This is a genomic window from Amycolatopsis sp. NPDC051102 (genome assembly GCF_040682815.1).
In the GTDB taxonomy this organism is placed as follows: domain Bacteria; phylum Actinomycetota; class Actinomycetes; order Mycobacteriales; family Pseudonocardiaceae; genus Amycolatopsis.
Genome location: NZ_JBFBBT010000037.1, coordinates 24,564 through 43,669, shown reverse-complemented (window position 1 = coordinate 43,669; position 19,106 = coordinate 24,564). Strand labels below are relative to the sequence as shown.

The following is a 19,106-nucleotide window of genomic DNA, read 5'->3' as shown; positions in this document are numbered from 1 at the left end:
CAGGGGGGAGACGAGCCGCGGTCGATGCCCGAATCCGGCCGGGGAGTGCGTGGAATCCGGCCGCTCGGGACGTAGTCAACCTGTCAGATCCCGCCCGGTAATCACAAGACTACTGGCTAGCCCGTTCGAGTGAATTTACCGGTGAGCGATAACAGTGTGCAGTCTGCGACCGGAATTTTGCGCGTTGTTGGCGAACGGACTTGTCGAAGAGTGAAGTGTTACTCCGGGGTAACACACTCTGGGTAGGACAGAGGTCACCAGTCGGCTCCGCGGTCCGTTCTGGCAGGCTAGGGCCATGGGCGAGATTGGGACGTTGGTGCTGCTGCGGCACGGGCAGAGCACGTGGAACGCGGAAAACCTGTTCACCGGCTGGGTGGACGTACCGCTTTCGGAGCAGGGCGAGGGCGAAGCCCGCCAGGGCGGTCAGCTCCTGGCCGGCGCCGGTCTGCTGCCGGACGTGGTGCACACCTCGCTGCTGCGCCGCGCGATCTCCACCGCGAACATCGCGCTGGACGCCGCCGACCGGCACTGGATCCCGGTGAAGCGCGACTGGCGCCTCAACGAGCGCCACTACGGCGCGCTGCAGGGCAAGAACAAGAAGCAGACCCTCGAGGAGTTCGGCGAGGAGCAGTTCATGCTCTGGCGCCGCTCGTACGACACCCCGCCGCCGGCGATCGACCCGAAGGACGAGTGGAGCCAGGCCGGCGACGCCCGGTACGCGAACCTCGGCGACAACGCGCCGCTGACCGAGTGCCTCAAGGACGTCGTCGAGCGGCTCCTGCCGTACTGGGAGTCCGAGATCGTGCCGGACCTGCGCGCGGGCAAGACCGTCCTGGTCGCCGCGCACGGCAACTCGCTGCGCGCGCTGGTCAAGCACCTCGACGGCATCTCCGACGCCGACATCGCGGGCCTGAACATCCCGACCGGCATCCCGCTGCGCTACGACCTCACCGAGGACCTGCAGCCGCTGAAGCCGGGCGGCGAGTACCTCGACCCGGAAGCCGCCAAGGAAGCCGCCGCCGCGGTGGCCAACCAGGGCCGCTGACCGAAGTCCGTGAAGGCCACCTCGGAATCCTCGGAGGTGGCCTTCACGGCGTTCAGGGTGCGGTGACCGGGTGGACGGCGGTCGCCTTCCAGGTGCCCCCGGTGCGGACGACGTCGAGCTCGGCCGTCAAGGGGCGGCTGGAGGTCTTGCCCGTCGCGTCGGTGACCTGCAGCGTCGTGAAGAACAGCACGATCCCGCGCTCCCCGGTGAGCGCGAGAACCCCGGCCATCGGTTGCGGGCCGAGCACGGTCTTCGTGCCGCTGCGGCGGACCGTGTCGACGAAGTAGGTCTTCTTCGCGAGGTAGGCGGTCAGCAGCGGGTCGGCCACCACCGCTTCGGCGCGCGCGTAGCTGCCTTCCGGGTCGGCGCTGTCGGCGGTGAACAGCCCGGCCGCCGCCGCGCGGGCGCCCGCCAGCGCCGCGTCGCGCGTCCCGCCCGCGCTGCCGTCGTCCGGCTGCGGCGCCGGCGCGGGCTGAGCCGGGTTCACCGCGATGTCCGACAGCCGCCAGTGCCCGCCGTCCCGGATCGCGGTGAACGCGACCGTGGCCACGCCCTTCGACGTGCCGCTGTCCTGGTCGAGCACGGCCAGGTCCCGGATACGGTCGCCGGTGAACTCCAGGGCCGCCGCCTCGCGCACCCGCGTGACCAGGTGCACCGGCTGCGGGCCCTTCCGGATCTGGTCGAACAACCGCGCCAGCTGGTCCTTCGCCGCGCCGGTGACGTTCGCCGCGACGGCCTGGTCGAAGGCGCCCGGGTTGCCGGAGTCGTAGCTGAACACCGCCTCGGCGGCCGCCTTCACCGCGTCGAGGGCCGCACCCGTCCGCTGGGCGTCGACCAGCGCGAGGTTGCCGCCGACCGGCACCGCCGTGCCGGTCACCGCGCACGCGGACGTCAGCAGGACCAGCGCCGGCAGCGCTCGCCTCACAGGAGCCCGGCTTCGCGGGCGCGGGCCCCGGCCTGGAACCGCGACGACGCCCCGAGGAGCTCCATCAGCTCCGCCACCCGCCGCCGGTAGGTGCGCAGGCCGACGCCGAGGGCGCGGGCCGCCGTCTCGTCCTTGCAGCCGGACGCCAGCTGCTCCAGGATCTCCCGCGCGCCCAGCTCGGTGAAGCGTGCCTGGTAGGACTCCAGCTCCGTCGCGCCGTGCCAGGCCGCTTCGAACAGCGATTGGATGCCCTGGACCAGGGCCGGGCTGCTGATCACGGTGTAGCCGCGGACCCCGCCGACGTGGTCGCCGGCCACGATCGCGATCCGGCGGTCGAGCAGGATCGTCTCGTTGATCTCGCGTTCGGTGATCCGGATCCGGGCGCCGTGTTCGGCCATGAACCGCAGGTGTTCGGCCAGCGCGGGGTCGAGCAGCACGCCGGGCTGGTAGATCTTGCGCACGGTCATCCCGCGCACGGACTGCTCGCGCTCGGTCGCGCTCGGGTGCGCCACCGACCACGTGTGCAGGTCCCGGGCGGCGCAGGAAATTTCCGTGGCGCTGTCGAACAGGTGCGCCGTCCGCTCGAACAGCTCGGCTTCACCGCGCACCATGACGACGTCAGTCACCTTCTCCACGCATTCCAGTGTGGCAGCAAACTGCCAAACCCGGAGGTCACCAGCGCTCCGCCGGAAGGCTGGAGGCATGACCACGAACACCGCCACCCCCGCCGCCGCGGCGGGCACCTGGAAGCTCGGCTCCTTCGAAGTCAACCGCCTCGGGTTCGGCACCATGCGCCTGATGTCCACTTCGGACGGTGGCATCCGCGCCCGCGAGACGTCGCTCGCCGTGCTCCGGCGCGCCGTCGAGCTGGGTGTCAACCACTTCGACACCGCCGCCTTCTACTTCGCCGGGCCGCGCTCGGCCAACGAACTGCTCAACAGCGCGCTGGCGCCCTACGACGACCTCGTCATCACCACCAAGGTCGGTCCCGGCCGCGACTTCACGGGCGAGTTCTACACCGCCCGGCCCGAGCAGCTGCGCGCCCAGGTCGAGCAGAACCTGCGCGAGCTGGGCCTCGACCACCTCGACGTCGTCAACTACCGGATCGGCCAGGCCCTCGACCGCGGCACCGGCTCGCTCGCCGACGGGTTCGGCGCGCTCGCCGAACTGCGCGAAGCCGGGTTGATCCGCGAGCTGGGCATCTCCAACGTCGGCCCGGAGCACCTCACCGAGGCGCTGGCCATCGCGCCGGTCGTCTGCGTCCAGAACCAGTACGGCCTGACCGCCCGCCGCGAGGACGACGAACTCGTCCGGATGTGCGCCGAGCGCGGGATCGCGTTCGTGCCGTTCTTCGCCGTCGCGAGCGGCACCGGCGAGGACGAACGGGTGGCTGAAGTCGCCCGCCGCCACGACGCCACCCCGGCGCAGGTGCGGCTCGCGTGGACCCTCCACCAAGGACCGCACGTGCTCGCCATCCCGGGCACCGGCGATGTCGGGCACCTCGAACAGAACGTCGCCGCGGCCGCGCTCGAGCTCACCGGCGAAGACCTGGCAGCCCTGGGGTGATTTCACCCGGAATGTCTCGCCGCGGAATCGATCGGGTGAACGCCGCCTGAAGCCCCGGCGAACATGTCCTCCGCAGGTGTCGCGGTGCTCACGACAAGGCGGACAACGCTAGGCCGAAGGGCCACTTCTCAGCTTACGATCGGCCCGTGACCACGCCTGTTTCACTCGCACTGGCCATCGGCGCACTGGTGGCCGGTGCGGTGGTCGGCTACTTCCTCGCGCGGGCGCGGTCCCGCCGCGAGGTGGCCCGGCCGCCGGGCCCGACCGTCGCGGAGCTCCTCGAACGGCTGGTCCGCTCCTCGGCCAACGGCATCGTCGTGCTCAACCGCTTCGGCGACATGGTGCTGCACAACCCGCGTGCCTACGAGCTGGGACTGGTGCGCGTCAACCAAGCCGACCCGCGCGCCCGCAAGGCCGCCGAGCAGGTCGTCGAGACCGACGAGCCGCTGGAAATCGACCTGTCCCCGATCGAAGCGCGCGGCCGCCAGCCGGAGGCGGTGCTCGGCCAGGTCCGGCCGCTCGGCGACGGCTTCACCGTCGTCGAGGCCGTCGACCACTCCGAAGCCATCCGGCTGGAGGCCGTGCGCCGCGACTTCGTCGCCAACGTCAGCCACGAGCTCAAGACGCCGGTCGGCGCGATCGCGCTGCTCACCGAAGCCGTGCTCGACGCCGCCGAGGACGTCGAGGAGGTCCGCCGCTTCGGCGGCAAGATCCTGCGCGAGTCCACGCGCCTGGGCCAGCTCGTCACCGAGCTGATCGCGCTGTCGCGCCTGCAGGGCGCCGAACGGCTGCCCGACCTCAACGTCGTCGAGGTCGACGCGGTCGTCCGCGAGGCGCTCGGCCGCACGACGCTCTCGGCCGAGTCGGCCGACATCCGGATCACCACCGACACCCCCAGCGGCCTGCTCATCGAGGGCGACCGGACGCTGCTGGTCACCGCGCTGTCGAACCTGCTGGAGAACGCCGTCGCGTACTCGCCGGCCGGCAGCCCGGTCTCCATCAGCAGGCGGCTGGCCGACGGGATGGTCGAAATCGCCGTCACCGACCGCGGCATCGGCATCCCCGAGGACGAGCAGACGCGCGTGTTCGAGCGCTTCTACCGCGCCGACAAGGCCCGCTCGCGGGCCACCGGCGGCACCGGCCTCGGGCTGGCGATCGTCAAGCACGTCGCAGCCAACCACGGCGGCTCCGTCGGGCTGTGGAGCCGTCCGGGCACCGGTTCGACGTTCACCCTGCGCATCCCCGCGCACGTCAGCCCCGAACCGGCCCCCGAGCCGGCCCGGGCGGCCAAGACCTCGCCGGCACCGCGGCAGGAGAAGACCCCCGAGCGCACCCCGAGGCTCGTGGTTACCGGGCAGGACAGCCCAGATCATGGAGGAAACCTGTGACCAGGGTTCTCATCGTCGAGGACGAGGAGTCGTTCGCCGACCCCCTCGCCTTCCTGCTGCGCAAGGAAGGGTTCACCGCGGCCGTGGCCGGCACCGGCCAGGCGGCGCTGGAGGAGTTCGACCGCAACGGCGCCGACATCGTGCTGCTCGACCTCATGCTGCCCGGGATGAGCGGCACCGACGTCTGCAAGCAGCTGCGCCAGCGCTCGGCCGTGCCGGTCATCATGGTGACCGCGCGCGACAGCGAGATCGACAAGGTCGTCGGCCTGGAGCTGGGCGCGGACGACTACGTCACCAAGCCGTACTCGGCCCGTGAGCTCATCGCCCGGGTCCGCGCGGTGCTGCGCCGCGGCGGCGAGCCGGGCTCGGAGGGCGAACTGGCCCCGCTGGTGCTGTCGGCCGGCCCGGTCCGGATGGACGTCGAGCGGCACGTCGTGACCGTGGACGGCGCCGAGGTGTCGCTCCCGCTGAAGGAGTTCGACCTGCTGGAGTACCTGCTCCGCAACGTCGGCCGGGTGCTGACCCGCGGCCAGCTGATCGACCGGGTGTGGGGCGCGGACTACGTGGGCGACACGAAGACGCTCGACGTCCACGTGAAGCGGCTGCGGTCCAAGATCGAACCGGACCCGGGCTCGCCGCGGCACCTGGTGACGGTGCGCGGGCTGGGCTACAAGTTCGAGACGTAAGTCCTGTTTGGTGGGGTATCGCCCGGGTATCGCCCCTCGTGGAGGCGCGCCGGGGCGGTACCGCACCGAGTGTTGTTGGTTACATGTTCGAGACCTGGCGCTCGGCCCGGTACCGTGGACACCCGTGCGCCTAGGGGTACTCGACGTCGGTTCCAACACCGTCCACCTGCTCGTGGTCGACGCCCACCGGGGCGCCCACCCGACGCCGATGCATTCCGAAAAGGCCGTGCTGCGCCTCGCCGAGCGGATCACCAGGGCCGGCGAGCTGAGCCGGGCCGGTGCCGACGAGCTCTGCACCGCCGTCCAGTCCGCGAAGGAAGCCGCCGCGCGGCTCGGCTGCGAAGAAGTCATGGCCTTCGCCACCTCCGCCGTCCGCGAGGCGAAGAACTCCGCCAGGGTGCTCGCCCGGGTGGCCGAGGAAACCGGCGTCGACCTGCAGGTCCTCTCCGGCACGGACGAAGCCCGCCTGACCTTCCTCGCCGTCCGCCGGTGGTACGGCTGGTCGGCCGGGCAGCTGCTGGTGCTCGACATCGGCGGTGGCTCCCTCGAAATCGCGATGGGCCGCGACGAGGAACCCGTGCTCGCCGAATCGCTGCCGCTGGGGGCCGGCCGGACCACGCGGACCCGCTTCCGGCACGACCCGCCGACGCGCTCGGAGCTCGTCGCGACGTCCGCGTGGCTGGACGACCAGCTCACCGACCTCACGCGCAAGGTCACCAAATGGGGTGAACCCGATCGGGTCGTCGCCACGTCGAAGACGTTCCGCTCGCTCGCCCGGCTGACCGGCGCCGCCCCCTCGGCGGCAGGCCCGCGTGTGCGACGTACCCTCACGGACACCGCATTGCGCCAGCTCCTGGCCTTCATCTCGCGGATGCCCTCGGCCGACCTCGCCCAGCTCGAGGGCGTCAGTTCGAGCCGGGCGCACCAGCTGGTGGCGGGCGCGCTCGTCGCGCAGGCCACGATGCGGGCGCTCGGTGTCCACGAACTCGAGATCTGCCCGTGGGCGCTGCGAGAGGGTGTCATCCTGCGGCGGCTGGACCATTCCAACGGCGCGGATGAGACTGGAGCCGCCCTCGTGGGGCGCTTCGGCGCACAGGAGGACCGGTGAAAGCACACGGCTGGACTTCGCACGCAGAGGATGGGCACGGTGGAGAGGTGACGGACATGCAGAGGACGGCGTACAGCGCGCGCTGCGCCACCGAGCTGCCGTCGGGTACCTCTCCGCGAGGTGCCGAGGACCCGGAGCGCGCAGGGGATTACCAGGTATGACGGACCAGACCGGAGGCGACCAGCCGCAGAAGACCGTGGCTGAGCTGCTCGCCCAGCACGGTGCCCAGGTCGACGGCGGACGCCGTCGCCGTCGGCGTGCCGCCGATGACGACGACGAGCCCGGCACCCCGGAAGCCCCGCCCGGCGCGACCGGCTCGCACCGGCGTCCCGGCGTGAGCGACACCGGCCCGCAGGCGATCATCGACCGGGTGGCCGCGGAGGGCACGCCCCCGCCGCCGCCCCCGGCGGCGCCCGCTCGCCCGGCCGGCCGTCGGCGCGCCGAGCCGCCGCCCCCGCCGCCGCCCGCGCCCCGCGCGGTGCCCCAGGACTCCCAGCCGCTGCCGCGGCCGGTGCCGCCGCCCCCGGCGCGGCCCGCCCCCGGCGGTGCCGAGTCCGGCCAGTACGCGCGCCCGGTCCCGCAGGAGTCCGGGCAGTTCACCCGGCCGCCGCAGGAGTCCGGGAAGTTCGCGCGCCCGCCGGAGCCGGCGCAGCCGCCCGCGCCGCCGCAGCCTTCTCAGCAGCTGCCCGTGCCGCCGCGCGGCGCGCCCCGGCGCCAGCCGCCGCCCCCGCAGCCGTCCCAGCAGCTGCCGGTCCCGCCGGCGGCCGAGGAGACCCGCGCGGCCGTCCCGCCGGTCCGGCGCCGTCCCGGCCCGCCGCAGCCCTCGCAGCAGCTGCCGACGCCGCCGCAGCCGTCCCAGCAGCTCCCGGTGCCACCGGCGCCCGGCGGGCCGCTCTCGGCCCGGCTCGACGGCCTCAACGGCACCCCGGACGCCGACATCGACGTCCCGCCGCCCCCGCCGCCGATGCCCAGCGGCACGTTCGCGACCCCGCCCGCCGCCCCCGGCCGGCCGCGCCGCGCCCCGTCGCGCCGCCCCGAGCCGAAGCGCGAGGACCACACCGAGCAGTTCTCGGCGATCCCCGACGACGAGCCGCCGGCCCCGCCGGTGCCGCCGAAGGGCAAGAAGCCCGAGCCGCCGGAGCCGTCCTCGCCCGCCGGGCTGGCGAACTGGCGCAAGCGGCGCCAGAAGGAGCAGATGGAGGACACCGAGATCGGCGTGATGCCGGCGGTGCCCACCGACACCCCGGACGACGGCTACCCCGAGGACGACTTCGAGCCCGACGGTTTCGCCCCGGAAGGCAGCGGCTACCAGGCCGCTTACGACGCGGGGCCGCCGACCGGCGCGTACCCGCCACCGATGCCGTTCGCGCCCGGCGACCGCGCCTCGCGGGCGCCGATCCCGGACGACCTCGAGCCGTACGAGCGCGAGTTCGCCGACGACTACCCCGCCGACGGCCCGGATTTCGAGCAGGACGACTACGCCTACGAGCAGGGCGAAGGCTACGAGGACGACGAGTACGACGACGTCCCCGAGCCGGTCGCCGAGCCGGAGCCCGCGGCCTCGCCCGGCAAGCAGTGGCTGGCGCTGGCCGGCCAGCTGGCGATGGGCGTGGTCGGCGGCGCCGCCGTCTGGCTGGGCTTCAACTGGCTGTGGGTGAACATCCCGGCCGCCGCGCTGGTCGCCGCGTTGCTCGTGGTCGTCGCGCTGGTCTGGATCGTGCGGAAGATCCGCCGCGCCGAAGACCTGCAGACCACCGTGCTCGCGGTGCTGGTGGGCCTGGTGGTGACGGTCTCGCCGGCCGCGCTGCTGCTCGTCGGGCGCTGACGCGAGCACCGCAGGACCCTGCGGCCTTCGTAAGCGCGCAGCGCGGCGAAGGCTACGGCCGCGTCCGGGGCGGACAAACCCCGTGATCCGCGTCGCGTTGGCGGCCCGGCGGCGCCGGGCACCGTCGGTGACGAGGCAGGATGGCGCGCGTGACAGACGAGCAGCCGGTCCCGGTGGGCCTCAGCACGGCGTCGGTGTGGCCCCTCAAGGCGGGCACGGCCTTCGAGCTGGCCGCCGAGCTCGGCTACGACGGCGTCGAGGTGATGGTCTGGGCCGACCCGGTCAGCCAGGACGTCACGGCGCTGCGGCGGCTGTCACGGCGCATCGGCGTGCCCGTGCTGTCGATCCATTCGCCGTCGCTGCTGATCACCCAGCGGATCTGGTCGCCGGACCCGGTCGTGCGGCTGCGGATGTCCGTCGACGCCGCCCACGAGCTCGGGGCGCGCACGGTGGTGGTGCACCCGCCGTTCCGCTGGCAGCGCCGCTACGGCGACGCATTCGGCGATCTGGTCCGGGAACTGGAGGACTCGAGCGGCGTCGAAATCGCGGTCGAAAACATGTTCAAGGTGCGGCCGCCCGGTGGTTCGAAGAATTCCCGCGTCTCCGCGTTCCGGCCGTCGATCGACCCGACCGACGTCGGGTTCCGGCACTACACGCTCGACCTGTCCCACACAGCGGCAGCCGAGATGGACGCGCTGGCCCTCGCGCAGCGGATGGGGGACGGCCTCTCGCACGTCCATCTGGCCGACGGCACCGGCGTCCCGAAGGACGAACACCTGGTGCCCGGGCGCGGTGGCCAGCCCTGCGCCGAGCTGCTCGAGAAGCTGGTCAGCAACGGTTTTGCCGGCCAGATCGTGCTGGAGATCAACACCCGCCACGCCGTCACGCCCGCCACGCGCGTGCGCGATCTGGCGGAGGCGTTGTTGTTCGCGCGGTTCCACCTCGGGCAATAACTGAGCACGTTCCGACAGGACACCGCTACTCCCGAGTGCATTTCCGCCGGTCCAACCCGTAAAGTTCGGACCGTGAAACCGTCGCTCTCGTTGCTCGTCACCTACCGGAATTCCCGAAACGGCGCGGACCCTTCGTGAGCGGAATCGACGGCACCGCCGTGTCCTTCGACACGGCGAGTGCGGCGCGGTCGCTGGGGGACGGCACCTTCACCGCGGTGCTGCGTGCGGAATGGGCCATCGGCTCGCACCCGCACGGGGGTTTCCTGCTGGCCCTGCTGGCCAGGGCGGCGGTTTCGGCCCTCCACGAGCGCGGCGAGCCGCACGCGGAGCCGCTCGTGGTCAGCGCGGAGTTCCTGCACGCGCCCGCGCTCGGCCCGGTCCTGCTGCGCACGGACGTCCGCAAGGTCGGCCGCCGCGCGACGGTCGTCGAGGTCCGCCTGGAACAGCGCGGCCGCAGCTGCGTCGAGGCCCGCGTGACGACGGGACGGCTCCCGATGCGGCGCCCGGAGTGGACGGACGTGCCGTCGATGCCGGCCGAGCCGCCGCCGGGTGCGCTGGCGATGGCCGAGAGCACGGAGGGCCCGTTCAACTTGGCCAAGGGCTGCGAGGTCCGGCTGGATCCGGCGACCGCCGGGTACCTGGCCGGCCGCACCGGCGAGCCGCCCCGGATGCGGCTGTGGGTCCGGCCGCGGCACAGCCTGGTGGACCCGTACTTCACGCTGCTGGCGTCGGACGTGAACCCGCCGGTCGTGATGAACCTCGGCCGCATCGGCTGGGCCCCGACGGTCCAGCTGACGGCGCTGCTGCGGACGAGGCCGGCACCGGGCTGGCTGCGGGTGGTGGTGGAGTCGCGGTCGGTCCACGAGTCGTGGTTCGACTCGGACGCGACAGTGATCGACGCCCAGGGGAGGCTGGTGTGCCAGGCCCGCCAGCTGGGCCTGGCCCCGGCCCCGGGCGGCTGACGGGGACACACCCGAACCGACCGTCCCGGTACGCGAACCGGCCGTCGGGGTACGCGCGCGCCCCGGCACCGGGCCGCTGAGCGCCGTTTGGCACGCTTTACGGCATGACGGTCATCGCGGTGCTGGGTGCGGGCAAGATCGGTGAGGCGTTGCTCTCGGGGCTGCTGCACGGCGGCCACGAACCCGGCGACCTCCTCTTCACCGAGCGGTACCCCGCCCGCGTCGAAGAGCTGACCACCCGTTACGGCATCCGCGGCGTCGAGGTCGAGGAAGCCGCGAAGCGCGCCGACGTGCTGGTCGTCGCCGTCAAGCCGCAGGACATCGAGCCCGTGCTCGACGAGCTCGCGCCGCTGCTCGGGCCGTCGTCGCTCGTCGTTTCCCTCTGCGCCGGGCTGCCCACCGCGCTCTACGAACGGCGGCTCGCCGAGGGCGTGCCCGTCGTGCGGGTGATGCCGAACACGCCGATGCTGGTCAACGAGGCCATGAGCGCCATCTCCGCCGGCCGGTACGCCACGGCCGAGCACCTGGCCGTGGTGCGGGACCTGCTCTCGCACGTCGGGCAGGTCGTCGAGGTGCCCGAGACGCAGCAGGACGCCGTCACCGCGCTGTCCGGGTCCGGGCCCGCCTACTTCTTCTACCTGGTCGAGGCCATGATCGACGCCGGGATCCTGCTCGGCCTGCCGCGGGCGCTGGCCGGGCAGCTGATCATCCAGTCGGCCGTCGGCGCCGCGAAGATGCTCGCCGAATCCGACGAGCACCCCGTGCTGCTGCGCGAGGCCGTGACCTCACCGGCTGGGACCACCATCAACGCCATCCGCGAGCTGGAGAAGCACGGCGTCCGCGCGGCGCTGCTGGCCGCCATCGAGGCCGCGAAGGACCGTTCGGTGGAGCTCGGCAAGGCTCACGAAGGCTGACGCGGCCGCCAGTCCGCCGCCCACGCGTCGAGCTGGACCAGCGTCCCGAACAGCGAACGGCCCTGGCCGGTGAGCGAGTAGCCCTCGGCGTGGCCGACCAGGTCGGCCTCGCCCAGTTCGCGCAGCCGGGTGGCCAGCACACTGGACGACACCCCGTCGCAGCGCTGCTGGAGCGCGCGGAACGTCAGCGTCACGTCGTCGCGCAGCTCCCACAGGATCCGCAGCGTCCAGCGTCTGCCGAGCAGGTCGAGCAGCGCCATGATCGGGCGGCCCGTCGTCGAACCGCCGACCGGGTGGCCGGGCAGTGGCGTCGTCATTGCTTTCCTTTCCGAAGCGCCGATGTTAGCGTGCCGGGCATGCCTCTGAAATCGAAGCAGCCGCGGATCGCTCCCCTGGAGCCGCCGTTCGACGCCGAGACGGCCGAAGCGCTCGACCGGCTCGGGCCGCCGATCGCGCTCTTCCGCGTCTGGGCTCGGCGCCCGGAGCTGGCCAGGGGGGTCGCGGACTGGGGGCGGTACTACTTCTCGCGGCAGTCGGCGCTGACCGTGCGGCAGCGCGAGCTGGTCATCGACCGCACGACCGCGCTGTGCGGCGCCGACTACGAGTGGGGCCTGCACATCGCGACCTTCGCCCGGAAGGCCGGTTTCGACGCCGCGCAGGTCCGCTCGCTCGGCGTCGGCAGCCCGGTCGACTCGTGCTGGGACGCCGGCGACCGCGCCGTGCTGCAAGCCGTCGACGAACTCCACGCCACCCACGACCTCTCCGACGGCACCTGGGCGGCCCTGGAAGACGCCGTCGGCCAGGACGGCGTGCTCGACCTGCTGCTCGTCTGCGGGTGGTACCACGCCATTTCGTTCACCGTCCGCGCCTTGCGGCTGCCCCTCGAACCGGGCACCGCGCGCCCGGATTCGCCGTAACGGGCGATTCCCGGGGTCTTGCACGCGCGGCCGCTTGTGCGTTAGCGCTGGTAGGAGCCCATCTCGGTGACAGGCGTCGCATTAGTCCCACCAGTCCCGCTACTCTCGATAGAGCACGTGCGTGTCGATACCACAGGTGGGGAAGCCTCGTGGCGCGACACGTGTCGAAGGACGCGGTAAACATGTCTCCGAACAAAAAGGAGGATTTGCCCGCCGTCGGGCAGGTCCAGTTCCTGACGGTCGCCGAAGTGGCCACGCTGATGCGGGTCTCCAAGATGACCGTCTACCGTCTCGTGCACTCGGGTGAGCTGCCCGCCGTCAGGGTCGGGAAGTCCTTCCGGGTGCCGGAAAAAGCAGTGCACGAGTACCTGCAGGGTGCCTATTACGACGTGGGTTGAGCCGACCGCCGGGCACGCCGTGGCCAGCGGCGCGCAGCGCTACGACGTGCCCGCCGACCGGCCCGTCACGGGTGACGGGTAACCTGGAAAACCGCTCGTGCCTGTGCGCTCCACCCGTTGGACGCTGCGCCGGGCAGCGTGACCGACGACGACCTAAGGAGCGCCCATGGGCTCTGTGATCAAGAAGCGCCGCAAGCGCATGTCGAAGAAGAAGCACCGCAAGCTGCTTCGCCGTACGCGCGTCCAGCGTCGTAAGGCCGGCAAGTAAGCCTGCCGAGTGTGACCGTGGCCCGTCCAGTCTCTGGACGGGCCACGTCCATGTGGTGGGCAGGTCCGCCCGTTCGAGTGAGGCGTTCGTCGCTTTCCGGCGAAACCGGTGTTAATAGCACGTGAGATGGGCCGGAGCTACCACTGAAGAGCGGTAACATCTCAACGGCGTCCGCGCGATGCTGCCAGTGAGTGCAGGTTCGCGCGCCTCGGGTGACCGTCCACCCCCCACATGCCCTACGCCGCAGGGAGTCGCATGCCGTCGAACATCGTGCTCGTCACCGGGGTCGCCGGGGAACTGGGCGGGAAACTGCTCGCCCGGCTGGGCAACAACCCCGACTTCGAACGGGTCATCGGTGTCGACACGGTCCCGCCGGACAAGGCGGTCCTGCAGCGCATGGGCCACGCGGAGTTCGTCCGCGCGGACATCAGGAACCCGTTGATCGCCAAGGTGATCAGCACCGCCCGGGTCGACACGGTGGTGCACGCGTCCTGCACCGCGCACCCGGCCGGGCCGGGCCGCCGCACGGCGATCAAGGAAGTCAACGTCATCGGCACCATGCGGCTGCTCGCCGCGTGCCAGCGCTCGCCGCTGGTCCGGAAGCTGGTGGTCAAATCGACGGCGGCGGTCTACGGCGCCGGCGCCCGCTCGCAGGCGGTGTTCACCGAGGACTCCGAGCTCATCCCCACGTCGACCAGCGGGTACGCGAAGGACGCCGTCGAGATGGAGGGGTACGTCCGCGGGCTGATGCGCCGCCGCCCGGACATCACCACGACGCTGTTCCGCTTCGCCAACATCATCGGCCCCGAGACCGACACCGTCCTCGCCCGCTACTTCGCGCTGCCGGTGGTGCCGACGGTCTTCGGCTACGACGCGCGCATCCAGCTGCTGCACTCCGCGGACGCGCTGTCCGTGCTGGAGCGGGCGAGCCTGACCGACAAGCCCGGCGTGTTCAACGTCGGGGCGGAGGGGGTACTCACCCTTTCGCAGGCGATCCGGCGAGCCGGCCGGGTCGAGCTGCCGATGCCGCGGAGCGTGGTGCCGTCGGTCGGAAAGGTCCTGCGCGGCGCCCGCGTCGTGGATTTCTCCGCCGACCAGGTCCGGTTGCTGAACTTCGGCCGGGTCGTCGACATCGCCAAACTGAAGAACGAGTTCGGGTACACCCCGCGGTGGACCACACGTGAGGCGTTCGACGACTACATCGCCGGACGCGGGCTCCGCCCGGTGCTCGACGGCGGCAAGCTGGCCGGCCTGGCCGGCAAGGTGTTTGTTGCCGCGGCGACTGGGCAGAGCCGGTGAGCAGGCCACACGACTACTTCGGAAGCGAGGCGGGAACGGTGGGCGGTGCCGAGGCGCAGGTCATCCCCCTGCACGGACCGGGCCGGGAGAAGCCGGAAGCGCCGGAGGCCCAGCGGGACCTCCGCGAGCGGGAGGAGGCGCCGGTCGTCGCCTTCCCCGGCGGCGTCGACCGGCAGGCGCCCGAAGAGCCGCTTTCGGACGCCGCGCGGTCGGCGCTCGGCTTCATCCGCGACCGGCTGACCGGTGACTACACGGTCGACGAGTTCGGCTTCGACGCCGAGCTGACCGAGGCGGTCTTCCTGCCGCCGCTGCGCGCGCTGTACAAGAAGTGGTTCCGCGTCGACACCTACGGCGTCGAGAACCTCCCGGCGGCCGGCGGTGCGCTGCTGGTGTCCAACCACTCGGGCACGATCCCGCTCGATTCCCTGATGACGGCGGTGGCGGTCCACGACGAGACCGGCGGTCGTCACCTGCGCGGCCTCGGCGCCGACCTGGTGTTCCAGGTGCCGCTGGTGGGGTCGTTCGCCCGCAAGTCGGGCCAGACGCTGGCCTGCCACGCGGACGCCGAACGCCTGCTGCGCAAGGGCGAGCTGGTCGGGGTGTGGCCGGAGGGCTTCAAGGGCGTCGGCAAGCCGTTCGCTTCGCGCTACAAGCTGCAGCGCTTCGGCCGCGGCGGCTTCGTGTCGGCCGCGCTGAAAGCGGGCGTGCCGATCATCCCGGTGTCGGTCATCGGCGCGGAGGAGATCTACCCGAAGCTGGGCGACATCAAGGTGCTGGCCCGCATGCTGGGCCTCCCGTACTTCCCGGTGACGCCGTTCTTCCCGATGCTGGGCCTGCTGGGGGCGGTCCCGCTGCCGACGAAGTGGAGCATCGAGTTCGGTGCGCCGATCCCGACGGACTCGTACGGTCCGGACGCCGTGGACGACCCGATGCTGGTGTTCCAGCTGACCGACCAGGTGCGGGAGTCGATCCAGCAGACGCTGTACCAGCGGCTTTCGCAGCGGAAGTCGGTCTTCCGCGGCTGAGCCGCCGATGTCAGTTGCTCGCGTGGGCGGTGTTGTCCAGCCAGTGCCGGGCCAGGCCGGAGTCACCCTCGACGGTGATCTCCTCCACGGGAATCCGGCGGGTCAACGTCAGCAGCAGAATCGCGGCCGGGCCGGTGATCGTCACGTCGGCTCGGCGGGTTGCGGGCTGCCACGTTGCTCCCTCGGGCCGTCGCTCGACGAACCACGCACCCGCTGTGTCGGTGGCCAGCCACTGCAGGGTTTGGCCGGTGCCGCGAAGGGCGAGCGCCGATTCGGGCCGCTGCATCCCCCACGTCGGCGACGTGAGCATCGTGAGATGGTTGGTGATCAGCGCGGCTGCGACGTCGGGGTCGATGTCGGCGGGCCGGTCCGCCGCGGCGGCCGCGTCGAAACCGTGGACGACCGCCTCGTTGAGCATGGAGGCCAGCCAGAACCGCGTCCCGGACCGCTCGTCTCCGGCGGCGTTGAACACCGCCGCGTCGAGCGCGTCGCCGGAACACGCGGCCGCGACCCGGCTCGCCGACTCCGACAACCACGCCTGCCACGCACGCGGGTCGGCGGGGAGCACCGCCAGTTCAGTGGGCAGCTCGGCAGGGTTGGTGATGCGCCGCTCGATGATCTCCGCGACCCAGTGCTGGGTCTGGCCCACGTGCCGGACCAGGTCGGTGACCGTCCACTCCGGAGCCGTCGGCACGCCGGCATCGGGGCCGGCGGCCGCGGCGGCCTCCGCCAAGCGCCGGGTGTGGTCGACGATCGCTCGCCGGGTGCGTTCCGCGTTCAACTCGGTCATCACGTCGTCCTCGGTGTCCAGGGGGCGCCCCCCGTGGGTGCCTGCGCCCAAGCGTCGAACGACCGTGGCGAGGATCGACACGCTCCGGGAAAAAGCTTCCGGAAGCCGGGCTCAGCGGCGGCGGTAAGCCATCCCGGCCGCCACGGCGCCCGCCAGCGCCCCGGCGCCCAGCACCGAAGGCACGCCGATCTTCGCCGCCTTGCGACCGGTCCGGAAGTCGCGGATCTCCCAGCCGCGGGCGCGGGCCACGTCCCGCAGGCCGCCGTCCGGGTTGACCGCTACCGCCGTGCCCACCGCCGACAGCATCGGGATGTCGTTGGCCGAGTCCGAATACGCCGTGCAGCGCTTGAGGTTCAGGCCCTCGCGGGACGCCAGCGCCCGCACCGCGTGCGCCTTCGCCCGGCCGTGCAGGAGGTCGCCGACCAGGCGGCCCGTGTACACGCCGTCGCGGGTTTCCGCGACCGTGCCCAGTGCGCCCGTGAGGCCGAGGCGGCGGGAGATGATCGCCGCCAGCTCGATCGGGGTGGCCGTCACCAGCCAGACCCGCTGGCCCGCGTCGAGGTGCATCTGGGCCAGCGCGCGCGTGCCGGACCAGATCTTGTCCGCCATCAGCTCGTCGTAGATCTCTTCGCTGATCGACGTCAGCTCCGCCACCGTGCGGCCGGCCACAAAGGACAGTGCGCGCTCGCGGTGGGTCTTGATGTCCTCTTTGTTCTCCCGGCCGCCGAGGCGGAACTTGATCTGGCCCCACACGAACCCGGCCAGGTCCGCCGACGTGAAGAACTTGCGCGCCGCGAGGCCGCGGGCGAAGTAGAAGATCGACGCGCCCATCATCATCGTGTTGTCGACGTCGAAGAACGCGGCGGCCGTGAGGTCCGGCGGGGCGGGGGGTACGGCGGGTTCGGTGGCCACGCGGGCGTGGGCAGCCGCGGCCGACGCCTCGCCCGCGAGCGCGGCGAGCCGTTCCAGCTCCTGACTCTTATCCCTGCCACGCCAAGCTGACACGCACACCGCCTCCACGTTCGCGCACGTCCGGGTCCTTCGCACAGGGTAGCGAGCCGCCCACCGCGCCGTCGCAGGTGTGGCCCGGACCTCAGCCGATGACGATCGGCGGCAGACCGGGCAGCAACGGCGGGATCGAAACCAGCGGCGGCGGGGTCGTCGTGGTCGTCGTCGCCGGCGGCCGCGGGGACGTCGTCGGCACCTGGCCGTAGACCGGGGGCGGCGTCACCCCGCCGGTCGGCGCGGGGATGCCCGGGGTCGCCGCGGCGTCCGACGGCGGCAGCTGCGTGCCCGTTGGCGTCGGCGACGTGCTGTCGGCCGACGAAGGCGAAACCGGGACCGACGTCGGCTGGCTGCCGGCGGCCGGGGCGGGCCGCTGCGTGCACTGGCCGGTCGCCGGCAGCGGGCCCAGCTCGTCGGACGTGCCGGTGGTGATCTGGTAGCAGTTCATCCGCGCCACCAGGCCGCTCGTGCGCTCCTGGACCTTGCCCAGCAGGTCGCGGACGTTGCCGAACACCGGCGCCGCGTCCGCCGGGAGCGGCTGCGTAGCCAGCCGCGCCGCCTGGTTGCGTGCCCACAGCCGGACGTCGGAGAGCGCCTGGGCCCCGCTGCCGTCACTGGTCGCCACGGCGGACATCTCGGCGACGCCGGCCCGCAGGTCGGCGGCGAAGTCGTCGTAGGCGGTCCGGTAGGCGGCCTCGCTCCCGCCTTCGGCGGCCAGTTCGCTGAGCTCGGTGATGCGGTTGGTGGCGAACTCGAGGTGCTTGCGCGCCTTCTCCTGGTCGCCGAACGTCAGGCCCAGCGCGGTCGACTCGCCCGCGCGCTTGACGCCGTACAGCGGGTCACCGGGCAGCGCGGTGCGCGAGAGCACCATCGTCAGCCCGGCGAGGACGAGGAACAGGAAGAGCGCGGCGGCCACCAGGTCGGCGGTCCGCGGCCGCCACCTCCGACGTGGGGTGATGGCCGCCGCCGTCTCGAGGCGGCCCGCGATCTCCGCGCGGATCCGCTGCCGCGTCTCCAGGTCCGGTGCCCCGGCCGCACCGAGCTCGCGCAGCGCGCCGACGAGCGCCAATTCGCCGGCGAACTCGTCGTCCCGGCGCACCGGCGACGGTTCCAGGGCACGCGCGAACCGCTCGCTCTCGGCTCGCTCACGCGCAAACCTCACGGCGCTGTTCTTCCTCTCGGGGCCACGGCCGGCCTGACACCGGTCTGCGTGGGGTAACGATCCAGAAGCCGCGAGGGTTACCGGTTTCGGCCGACGAACGGAAAAGTTCGCGGGTTCAGCGCAATCCGGTGGGCAGAAGTTGTGCCAAACGGCGTACCGCGCGGTGCTGCAGCGCCTTGATGGCGCCTTCGTTGCGGTTCATGATCTCGGCCGTCTCGGCCACCGACAGGCCCTGCAGGAACCGCAGGACGATGCATTCCCGCTGGTCGTCGCCCAGTTCCGCGACGCAGCGCAGCAGCTCGGTGCGGGTGGCGCGGCTGATCGCCTCCTGCTCGGGGCCCGCCTGCGCGGTCGCGCCGACGCTGAACGGCGCCGAGCCCGGCTCGGTCACCTCGTCGGTGACCACCTCGAGCTTGAACCGGCTCGACTTCACGTGGTCGAGCACGAGGTTGCGGGCGATGGTGACGAACCAGGCGCCGACGTCACGTCCCTGGTAGCTCACCGACGTGATCCGGCGCAGCGCACGCAGGAACGTCTCGCTGGTGACGTCTTCGGCGAGGTCGCGGTCGCCGAGCCGGAACAGCACGTAGCGGTAGACCACGTCGACGTACCGGTCGTAGAGCCGGCCGAAGGCGGACGAGTCGCCGTCCTGCGCGGCCCGCACCAGCTCCCACGCCTCGGCCTTCGCCGCCTCGGCGCGCTCGTCGTCGGACGCCTGCCGGCTCAGCGGTACCGCCGAGGAGCGTCCGAAGACGCGCTCGGCGAACATGAAGACGGGCCCGCGGCTCACGGCGGTCGGGAAGGTCATCGGGCGGCACCTCCGGCGGCGAAGCTGGCCCTGCGGGCCACGGTACCCCCGGAACACCGGCG

Annotated in this window: 21 protein-coding genes; 14 read left to right on the top strand and 7 right to left on the bottom strand. The window is 72.3% G+C overall.

Annotated features, from left to right (window positions below; all coding sequences use genetic code 11):
• The first annotated feature begins 295 nt into the window (after positions 1-295).
• Entirely contained in the window at positions 296-1,045 is a 750-nt protein-coding gene (locus AB0M93_RS46855) for a phosphoglyceromutase (protein ID WP_364287388.1), read from the top strand.
• Between the two features lie 52 nt (positions 1,046-1,097).
• Here AB0M93_RS46855 and AB0M93_RS46850 read toward each other — a convergent pair whose 3' ends face one another.
• Together AB0M93_RS46850 and AB0M93_RS46845 are read right to left on the bottom strand one after the other, a co-directional pair.
• Positions 1,098-1,970 carry a hypothetical protein gene (locus AB0M93_RS46850; RefSeq protein WP_364287385.1) on the bottom strand — a complete coding sequence of 291 codons (873 nt, stop codon included), beginning with the start codon at positions 1,968-1,970 and terminating at the stop codon, positions 1,098-1,100.
• Positions 1,967-2,605, bottom strand: a complete 639-nt coding sequence (locus tag AB0M93_RS46845) for a DNA-binding response regulator (protein ID WP_364287382.1) — start codon at positions 2,603-2,605, stop codon at positions 1,967-1,969. The genes AB0M93_RS46850 and AB0M93_RS46845 overlap by 4 nt, the downstream gene beginning before the upstream one ends.
• Before the next feature lie 67 nt (positions 2,606-2,672).
• On the opposite strand from AB0M93_RS46845, the gene AB0M93_RS46840 reads away from it, so the two are divergent.
• The 8 genes from AB0M93_RS46840 (at position 2,673) to proC (ending at position 11,372) form a co-directional block, all read left to right on the top strand.
• Positions 2,673-3,536: an aldo/keto reductase gene (locus tag AB0M93_RS46840; protein ID WP_364287379.1), complete on the top strand. Its 864-nt coding sequence runs from the start codon at positions 2,673-2,675 to the stop codon at positions 3,534-3,536.
• Positions 3,537-3,682: 146 nt separating this feature from the next.
• A complete protein-coding gene (locus tag AB0M93_RS46835; RefSeq protein WP_364287376.1) occupies positions 3,683-4,924 on the top strand; it encodes an ATP-binding protein in 1,242 nt (413 codons plus the stop codon).
• Positions 4,921-5,610: a response regulator transcription factor gene (locus tag AB0M93_RS46830; protein WP_003062718.1), complete on the top strand. Its 690-nt coding sequence runs from the start codon at positions 4,921-4,923 to the stop codon at positions 5,608-5,610. The genes AB0M93_RS46835 and AB0M93_RS46830 overlap by 4 nt, the downstream gene beginning before the upstream one ends.
• Before the next feature lie 124 nt (positions 5,611-5,734).
• Positions 5,735-6,718 (top strand): Ppx/GppA phosphatase family protein, encoded by a 984-nt coding sequence (locus tag AB0M93_RS46825; RefSeq protein WP_364287373.1) that lies wholly within the window; start codon positions 5,735-5,737, stop codon positions 6,716-6,718.
• 157 nt (positions 6,719-6,875) lie between these two features.
• The gene (locus tag AB0M93_RS46820; RefSeq protein ID WP_364287370.1) at positions 6,876-8,543 is read left to right on the top strand and encodes a hypothetical protein; all 1,668 of its coding nucleotides are present in this window, start codon (positions 6,876-6,878) and stop codon (positions 8,541-8,543) included.
• 140 nt (positions 8,544-8,683) lie between these two features.
• On the top strand, positions 8,684-9,496 hold the full coding sequence (locus AB0M93_RS46815; protein WP_364287367.1) for a sugar phosphate isomerase/epimerase family protein: 813 nt from the start codon (positions 8,684-8,686) through the stop codon (positions 9,494-9,496).
• A 143-nt stretch (positions 9,497-9,639) separates the two neighbouring features.
• On the top strand, positions 9,640-10,458 hold the full coding sequence (locus tag AB0M93_RS46810; protein ID WP_364287460.1) for a thioesterase family protein: 819 nt from the start codon (positions 9,640-9,642) through the stop codon (positions 10,456-10,458).
• Positions 10,459-10,562: 104 nt separating this feature from the next.
• Positions 10,563-11,372 (top strand): pyrroline-5-carboxylate reductase, encoded by an 810-nt coding sequence (proC, locus tag AB0M93_RS46805; protein WP_364287364.1) that lies wholly within the window; start codon positions 10,563-10,565, stop codon positions 11,370-11,372.
• Here the strand turns inward: proC and AB0M93_RS46800 are convergent.
• A complete protein-coding gene (locus AB0M93_RS46800; RefSeq protein ID WP_364287361.1) occupies positions 11,360-11,689 on the bottom strand; it encodes a helix-turn-helix domain-containing protein in 330 nt (109 codons plus the stop codon). The two genes, proC and AB0M93_RS46800, sit on opposite strands and share 13 nt — an antisense overlap.
• Positions 11,690-11,728: 39 nt before the next feature.
• On the opposite strand from AB0M93_RS46800, the gene AB0M93_RS46795 reads away from it, so the two are divergent.
• The 5 genes from AB0M93_RS46795 to AB0M93_RS46775 all read left to right on the top strand — a co-directional run bounded on the left by AB0M93_RS46795 (position 11,729) and on the right by AB0M93_RS46775 (position 15,279).
• Positions 11,729-12,289 (top strand): carboxymuconolactone decarboxylase family protein, encoded by a 561-nt coding sequence (locus tag AB0M93_RS46795; RefSeq protein WP_364287358.1) that lies wholly within the window; start codon positions 11,729-11,731, stop codon positions 12,287-12,289.
• 182 nt (positions 12,290-12,471) lie between these two features.
• Complete coding sequence (locus AB0M93_RS46790; protein ID WP_013222402.1) at positions 12,472-12,687, top strand: helix-turn-helix domain-containing protein; 216 nt, start codon at positions 12,472-12,474, stop codon at positions 12,685-12,687.
• A gap of 166 nt (positions 12,688-12,853) precedes the next feature.
• A complete protein-coding gene (locus tag AB0M93_RS46785; RefSeq protein WP_007030867.1) occupies positions 12,854-12,955 on the top strand; it encodes an AURKAIP1/COX24 domain-containing protein in 102 nt (33 codons plus the stop codon).
• A gap of 255 nt (positions 12,956-13,210) precedes the next feature.
• The gene (locus AB0M93_RS46780) at positions 13,211-14,254 is read left to right on the top strand and encodes an NAD-dependent epimerase/dehydratase family protein (protein WP_364287355.1); all 1,044 of its coding nucleotides are present in this window, start codon (positions 13,211-13,213) and stop codon (positions 14,252-14,254) included.
• The gene (locus tag AB0M93_RS46775; protein ID WP_364287352.1) at positions 14,251-15,279 is read left to right on the top strand and encodes a lysophospholipid acyltransferase family protein; all 1,029 of its coding nucleotides are present in this window, start codon (positions 14,251-14,253) and stop codon (positions 15,277-15,279) included. The genes AB0M93_RS46780 and AB0M93_RS46775 overlap by 4 nt, the downstream gene beginning before the upstream one ends.
• A 10-nt stretch (positions 15,280-15,289) precedes the next feature.
• On the opposite strand, the gene AB0M93_RS46770 is transcribed toward AB0M93_RS46775, so the two are convergent.
• From AB0M93_RS46770 to AB0M93_RS46755, 4 genes are all read right to left on the bottom strand, one after another.
• Complete coding sequence (locus tag AB0M93_RS46770; RefSeq protein ID WP_364287349.1) at positions 15,290-16,069, bottom strand: maleylpyruvate isomerase family mycothiol-dependent enzyme; 780 nt, start codon at positions 16,067-16,069, stop codon at positions 15,290-15,292.
• Positions 16,070-16,180: 111 nt separating this feature from the next.
• On the bottom strand, positions 16,181-17,074 hold the full coding sequence (locus AB0M93_RS46765; protein ID WP_364287346.1) for an HAD-IB family hydrolase: 894 nt from the start codon (positions 17,072-17,074) through the stop codon (positions 16,181-16,183).
• An 88-nt stretch (positions 17,075-17,162) separates the two neighbouring features.
• Positions 17,163-18,236 (bottom strand): DUF5667 domain-containing protein, encoded by a 1,074-nt coding sequence (locus AB0M93_RS46760; protein WP_364287343.1) that lies wholly within the window; start codon positions 18,234-18,236, stop codon positions 17,163-17,165.
• 115 nt (positions 18,237-18,351) lie between these two features.
• On the bottom strand, positions 18,352-19,044 hold the full coding sequence (locus AB0M93_RS46755; RefSeq protein WP_364287340.1) for a sigma-70 family RNA polymerase sigma factor: 693 nt from the start codon (positions 19,042-19,044) through the stop codon (positions 18,352-18,354).
• Positions 19,045-19,106: the final 62 nt, after the last annotated feature.

Bases quoted from the DNA above. Each gene is read 5' to 3' on its own strand.
- AB0M93_RS46770 (WP_364287349.1), bottom strand. From the start codon at position 16,069: ATGACCGAGTTGAACGCGGAACGCACCCGGCGAGCGATCGTCGACCAC.
- AB0M93_RS46790 (WP_013222402.1), top strand. From the start codon at position 12,472: ATGTCTCCGAACAAAAAGGAGGATTTGCCCGCCGTCGGGCAGGTCCAG.
- AB0M93_RS46795 (WP_364287358.1), top strand. From the start codon at position 11,729: ATGCCTCTGAAATCGAAGCAGCCGCGGATCGCTCCCCTGGAGCCGCCG.
- AB0M93_RS46785 (WP_007030867.1), top strand. From the start codon at position 12,854: ATGGGCTCTGTGATCAAGAAGCGCCGCAAGCGCATGTCGAAGAAGAAG.
- AB0M93_RS46800 (WP_364287361.1), bottom strand. From the start codon at position 11,689: ATGACGACGCCACTGCCCGGCCACCCGGTCGGCGGTTCGACGACGGGC.
- AB0M93_RS46755 (WP_364287340.1), bottom strand. From the start codon at position 19,044: ATGACCTTCCCGACCGCCGTGAGCCGCGGGCCCGTCTTCATGTTCGCC.
- AB0M93_RS46815 (WP_364287367.1), top strand. From the start codon at position 8,684: ATGGCGCGCGTGACAGACGAGCAGCCGGTCCCGGTGGGCCTCAGCACG.
- AB0M93_RS46840 (WP_364287379.1), top strand. From the start codon at position 2,673: ATGACCACGAACACCGCCACCCCCGCCGCCGCGGCGGGCACCTGGAAG.
- AB0M93_RS46855 (WP_364287388.1), top strand. From the start codon at position 296: ATGGGCGAGATTGGGACGTTGGTGCTGCTGCGGCACGGGCAGAGCACG.
- AB0M93_RS46780 (WP_364287355.1), top strand. From the start codon at position 13,211: ATGCCGTCGAACATCGTGCTCGTCACCGGGGTCGCCGGGGAACTGGGC.
- proC (WP_364287364.1), top strand. From the start codon at position 10,563: ATGACGGTCATCGCGGTGCTGGGTGCGGGCAAGATCGGTGAGGCGTTG.
- AB0M93_RS46820 (WP_364287370.1), top strand. From the start codon at position 6,876: ATGACGGACCAGACCGGAGGCGACCAGCCGCAGAAGACCGTGGCTGAG.